7 protein-coding genes are annotated in these 4,802 nt (G+C 50.7%); 1 reads left to right on the forward strand and 6 read right to left on the reverse strand.

Translation table 11 applies throughout. The annotated features are described in order from the left end of the window. The 5 genes from FD23_RS10435 to pcp all read right to left on the reverse strand — a co-directional run. On the reverse strand, positions 1–798 hold a 798-nt coding region (locus FD23_RS10435; protein ID WP_236743883.1), incomplete at its 3' end, for an RsmB/NOP family class I SAM-dependent RNA methyltransferase. Next, on the reverse strand, positions 791–1,765 hold the full coding sequence (locus FD23_RS04940; protein ID WP_003615224.1) for a hypothetical protein: 975 nt from the start codon (positions 1,763–1,765) through the stop codon (positions 791–793). The genes FD23_RS04940 and FD23_RS10435, both read right to left, overlap by 8 nt. Further along, on the reverse strand, positions 1,765–2,505 hold the full coding sequence (locus tag FD23_RS04945) for a hypothetical protein (RefSeq protein ID WP_025895870.1): 741 nt from the start codon (positions 2,503–2,505) through the stop codon (positions 1,765–1,767). The genes FD23_RS04940 and FD23_RS04945 overlap by 1 nt, the downstream gene beginning before the upstream one ends. A gap of 110 nt (positions 2,506–2,615) precedes the next feature. Beyond that, on the reverse strand, positions 2,616–2,813 hold the full coding sequence (locus FD23_RS04950) for a hypothetical protein (protein WP_002880372.1): 198 nt from the start codon (positions 2,811–2,813) through the stop codon (positions 2,616–2,618). 147 nt (positions 2,814–2,960) lie between these two features. Further along, the gene (gene pcp, locus FD23_RS04955; RefSeq protein WP_080988402.1) at positions 2,961–3,572 is read right to left on the reverse strand and encodes a pyroglutamyl-peptidase I; all 612 of its coding nucleotides are present in this window, start codon (positions 3,570–3,572) and stop codon (positions 2,961–2,963) included. A gap of 78 nt (positions 3,573–3,650) precedes the next feature. Between pcp and FD23_RS04960 the strand changes: the two genes are divergently transcribed. Further along, positions 3,651–4,403 carry a PrsW family intramembrane metalloprotease gene (locus FD23_RS04960; RefSeq protein ID WP_052933670.1) on the forward strand — a complete coding sequence of 251 codons (753 nt, stop codon included), beginning with the start codon at positions 3,651–3,653 and terminating at the stop codon, positions 4,401–4,403. A 72-nt stretch (positions 4,404–4,475) separates the two neighbouring features. On the opposite strand, the gene FD23_RS10440 is transcribed toward FD23_RS04960, so the two are convergent. Next, positions 4,476–4,802: homoserine O-acetyltransferase/O-succinyltransferase family protein (locus FD23_RS10440; RefSeq protein ID WP_236743884.1), on the reverse strand; the 327-nt coding region annotated here is incomplete at its 5' end.

The raw sequence follows: 4,802 nt of genomic DNA on the forward strand, positions 1-4,802 counted from the left end.
ATCCCCGTTGCCCCATTCCGGCCGGCCTGGCGCGGCTTTCTCTGCCGCAATTGGCAAAAGCTTGAAGCCATATTCATCCAGCAGCCAGCTGACGATTCCCTCGTCTTCTTCTGGTGAAAAGGTGCAGGTCGAATAGAGCAAATACCCGCCCGGCTTAAGCATCTTGACCGCTTCAGTCAAAATTTCCCTTTGCCGGTCTGCACATAGGTCGACATTCTCCTGACTCCAGTACTTGATGGCGTCCTCGCTCTTTCTGAACATTCCTTCCCCGCTGCATGGCGCGTCCACTAAGATCGCGTCAAAAAATCCCGGGAAACGGGCGCTCAAGGCAAAAGAGTCGCAGTTCGTAACGACAGCGTTAGAAATGCCCCACCGCTCCAAGTTTTCCCGCAAAATTTTGGCCCGGGACGGCGAAATTTCATTGGCTACCAATAAGCCCTCACCTTGCAGCTTCTGGGCTAAAGCCGTGCTTTTCCCGCCGGGAGCCGCGCATAAGTCCAAAACCTTGTCACCTGGCTTAACTGGAATTGCCTGGGCCGGGAACATGGCTGCCGGGTCTTGCGAGTAAACCAGGCCAGCTGTCCATTCCGGGTCCTTGCCGGAGACTTCACCGTAATAAGCGTTAGGGATGCCGGGCACCGCCTCTTCTTGCGGGTATACCACTGCTCCCTTTTTCAAACTATTGATCCGGTAAGCCTTCTTGCTTGGCTCAGCCAATGACTCAAGCAGCTTGCCGGCTTCTTCCTGGCCAAGCAGACCCATAAATTTCTCCTTAAACTGGTCTGGGATCTCAATCATCCGCCTGTTTCCCCTTTCTGTACATATAAACCATCATTCCAACATATACTGCCAGTTCAACCACGACTGTCCCGAGCAAAAGCAGGCCTAAAATGCTCTGGTTGCTGTAGTAGGCCTTCCACACCAAGAGGAAGTAGGAGGCAAAAGCTTCCAGGACCATAAAGACGATAAAACGCCCGCTCCGGTTCAAGAGGAGGTTGGGCAACAGGTCTCCCTTAACATGGCTCAAATCAGTTTCTTTCCAAGTAAGCCAGGCAATAAGACCCATCAAAAGGACCCCCACGCCCAGCAAAAAGAGGATCAATAGGGCTTCTGGCATGAGAAGCGTCAATCTTCTTTGCCGGCCCCGCTTGACGAAGTCCGGCCAATAGGTCTCACTCTTTAAGTGGCTGGCGATCTTGCCGATCGTCTGGCTGCTGGCGTCCACGTACAAGGTAAAGTGGTTTATCCGGCTTTGCCCGGTTTCCTGCTTAACCCCCGTCGTCAAGTAGTAGGCCTTGCTGGACTGGTATGGCACAGCTTTAAGGCTGCCGACAACTGAATAGTACTGGCCGTTGGCGATCAAGTAAGTATTGCCCTGGGTCTTGATCTGGGCAGCCGCTGAAGATGGGGAGACCGCCGCGATGGTGACCTGCCCTTTAAAGTCATCTTCACTGAAAAAGCGGCCACTGGAAACAGGGAAGTAGTTGAGGTCCCGGTTTTGTGACCAGATCAAGACCTGGTTCTTGTCCTCCTTGCTCTTGAACTGCATCTGGATGCTTTCCTTAGGGAATTCTTTCTTGATCCACTTAAGGAAGGAGGCAATTGTCATGGTCTTCTTCGGCTTGACGATCCGGGCCTCCATGCTCATCCCCTGCGCCTGCAGAATTTGGTCAGCCAGCTGGGACTGCATGTTAGAGTAGACGATGCCGATCATGATGAAGAGGAAAAAGGTGGACAAAATAACAAACAGTTTGTACCTTTTCATCAGCTCACCTCAATAAACTTTTCCTTGATAAAGTCGTAGGACTTAAAGCTGCGGTTAATCTTTCTCAGTTCGCTTGATTTGGCGAAATACTTTCTGGTCCAGAATTCCGGGGAATTGGTCACCCCTTTTTCCCCGATGAAAAAAAGGCGGGCAGCTGGAGCGTAGTGCTGCTTGGCAGCGATCAGTTCCAAATCCGCCTGGCCAAAATTCGGCGCCCAGGAGCAGAGAATCATGTCGCAGGTCGCGTACTTCATGACTGCCTGGTCAGCTGGCAGGTTTTCAACTGGGTAAAAAGGCTTCTTCCCGGTCTTTGAGCTCTTGGACCATTCTAAAGAATCCGTGGCCCAGACTTGAATCCCGGCCTCGCTCAAGGCCTTAGACCAGTAGGCGTTGCCAGCCATAACTTCCAGGACTGTCTCAATACCTAATTCGTTTTTAAGAAGCTGGGCCGTCTCCATGTTTGGCAGTGACCAGATCCCATATTCCAGGGACAGGTACTGGCGGACATTGTTCAGCAGGTTGTTTAATGCCCGCAGGTCCTTGATCTGGCTGTCAGGCAGCTCCCAGGTCAGCTCGGCAAAACGGTCATCACTGATGCCTAAGCGGTCTGGCGCGAACAGCAGCATCCGCTGGCTAGATACGCACTCATCGATCATTTTGATCTCTTGCACTTGCCGGTCCAGTTCCGGATCAGCAAATTCCTTGGCTAAGGCTGAAATTTTTTCAATAAATTGTGTCATATGCATTCCTCACCAGTTGATTTTATCATTTACCAGCCTTTTGAGGTAGCCTGGGCGATTGCAAAAAAATGACCTGGCTAAGAAAGCCAGGTCTAAACTATTCAATTAAATTACAGATCTGCCGCCAAGTCGGCCATTTCTTCGTCGACCCCGTTGGCCAGCAGCATGTCACGCGTCTCCAGCTTAGCTGCATTTTTCTTTTGCACCGGCTTTGGAGCCGCAAGACCAGTTGCCTGCTCGGTCATCTTGTTGCTGACGCCATTGGCAATCATGGTGTCCATCAACATGGTTTCTTCCGTGCTTCTCATTTTAACCAGCCTTCTTTCTGTAAAGCGCTTTTTTACTTAAGATTATTATAGCACCATTTTAAGCGTGAAAGCTGATTTTATGCCGATGACAGCGATTTCCTTGTTTTCCAAACTTTTGCCGTTATTTTCCCAAAAATTTAACTCTTCCTAGTCCCCGTCCGGAAAAAATGCAGCAATTGCCGCGGTTAATCCGGTCACGATTGTTTCCAAAGCCATTGATGGCTGATTTGGCCGCTTGACCACCTGCTCTGGCAAAAAAGGGATATGAATGAAGCCCGCCTGCATCCCCGGATGTTCTTTTCTCAAGCTCTGCGCGTAATACATGACATGGTTGCAGACAAAGCAGCCGGCCGTGGTCGACACTTCAGCCGGGATGCCCGCCGCTTTAATAGCTTTGACCATTTCCTTAACCGGCAGCTGGGTAAAGTAAGCCGCTGGGCCCTCCAGATCAATCGCCTGTCCTTCCCGCTTTTCCCCGTCATTGTCCGCGACCGGGCAATCATCATAGTTGATGGCGACTAGTTCTGGAGTCAAACAGGCCCGGCCACCGGCCTGGCCCACGTTTAAGACAAAGTCTGGCTCTTCTCTTTCAACAGCTGCTTGCAGCTTTTTCTCACTTTTCTGGTAGCTGGTCGGCAGCTGCAGCTTGATAATCTCACAGCCAGAGATTTCGTCTGGCAGCAATTTCACTGCTTCAATGGCTGGATTGATTTTTTCATGGTTGAAGGGGTTAAAACCTGTCACTAATATTTTGATCATTATTGTTCCTTTCTTGAAAAAAAGCCCCGCTTGCGAGTAAACTAGATTCATATCCAAAGAATAGAAAGTGGGTCCAACATGTTTTTCTTCTTCCTAGAACCAGTTTTAATCTACAACTGGCTCCTTATCCTGGCCGCGGTTATCCCCGCCATCTTCCTAATGATCAAGGTTTACCAATCTGACCGGCTGGAGCCGGAAAGCCCCTACCTTTTGTGGAAAATGGTGACCGGGGGGATCTGGTCAGCGGTGATTGCCGGCATCCTTGAATGGATCGCCAATGGCGTTTTAACTTCTTATGTCTCGCAAAAAGATCCAATCTACAACGTCATCATGTACTTCGTGATCGTTGCCTACGCTGAAGAAGGAGCCAAGTACTTCTTCTTAAAGCGCCGGTCCTGGTTCAGCTGGGAATTTAACTGCCAGTATGACGGGGTTGTCTACGCTGTCTTCGTGGCCCTGGGCTTTGCCCTCTGGGAAAATATCTCCTACGTCATGATCTACGGCTTCTCTACCGCCTTAGTCCGGGCTGTAACGGCCGTTCCCGGCCACGCCTGCTTCGGCGTCTTCATGGGGATCTTCTATGGCTTGGCCCGCGGCTACGCCTACCTGGGCAAAAACATCCGGTCCAAGTTCTTCCGCGTTTTGGCTATCGTCGTGCCAGCCGCCCTGCACGGTAGCTACGACTACGTGGCTTCCCTTAATTCCGCTGAAGGGCAGTGGATCTTCCTGGCCTTCATCGCCGTCCTTTTCTTCATCTCCTTCCATCTGGTGAACAAGATGTCCAAAAACGACAAGTACTTCCTAATCGACCGGCGGAATTACCGCTTCTAGACTTTATTCACAAGTAAAAAATCTGTCCCTGCCTCCCTGGTAGGGGCAGATTTCTTTTTGTCCAAATTCTTTTTAGTCCAGTTCTGCCAGGTCGTATGGCGTTTCCTGGTAAACGGCGTAGTTGATCCAGTTGCTGAAGAAGGTTGAGGCGGCCAGACTCCAGGTCAGGCGGGGCTTTTTCTCCGGATCGTCATCCGGGAAGTAGTTAATCGGCAAAAGCGGATTGATACCGGCATTAAGGTCTCTATGGTATTCCTCAGACAAGGTGTCTCTGGAGTATTCCAAATGGCCAAAGCTGTAGATCTGCCGCAAGTCGTCACTAGCCGCGATTGCAACCCCGACTTCCGGCCCCTCCGCCAAAATCTGCAGACTGCACTTCTTTAATTGGTCTGGGTAAAT

Source organism: Lactobacillus delbrueckii subsp. delbrueckii DSM 20074 = JCM 1012, assembly GCF_001433875.1.
In the GTDB taxonomy this organism is placed as follows: Bacteria; Bacillota; Bacilli; order Lactobacillales; family Lactobacillaceae; genus Lactobacillus; species Lactobacillus delbrueckii.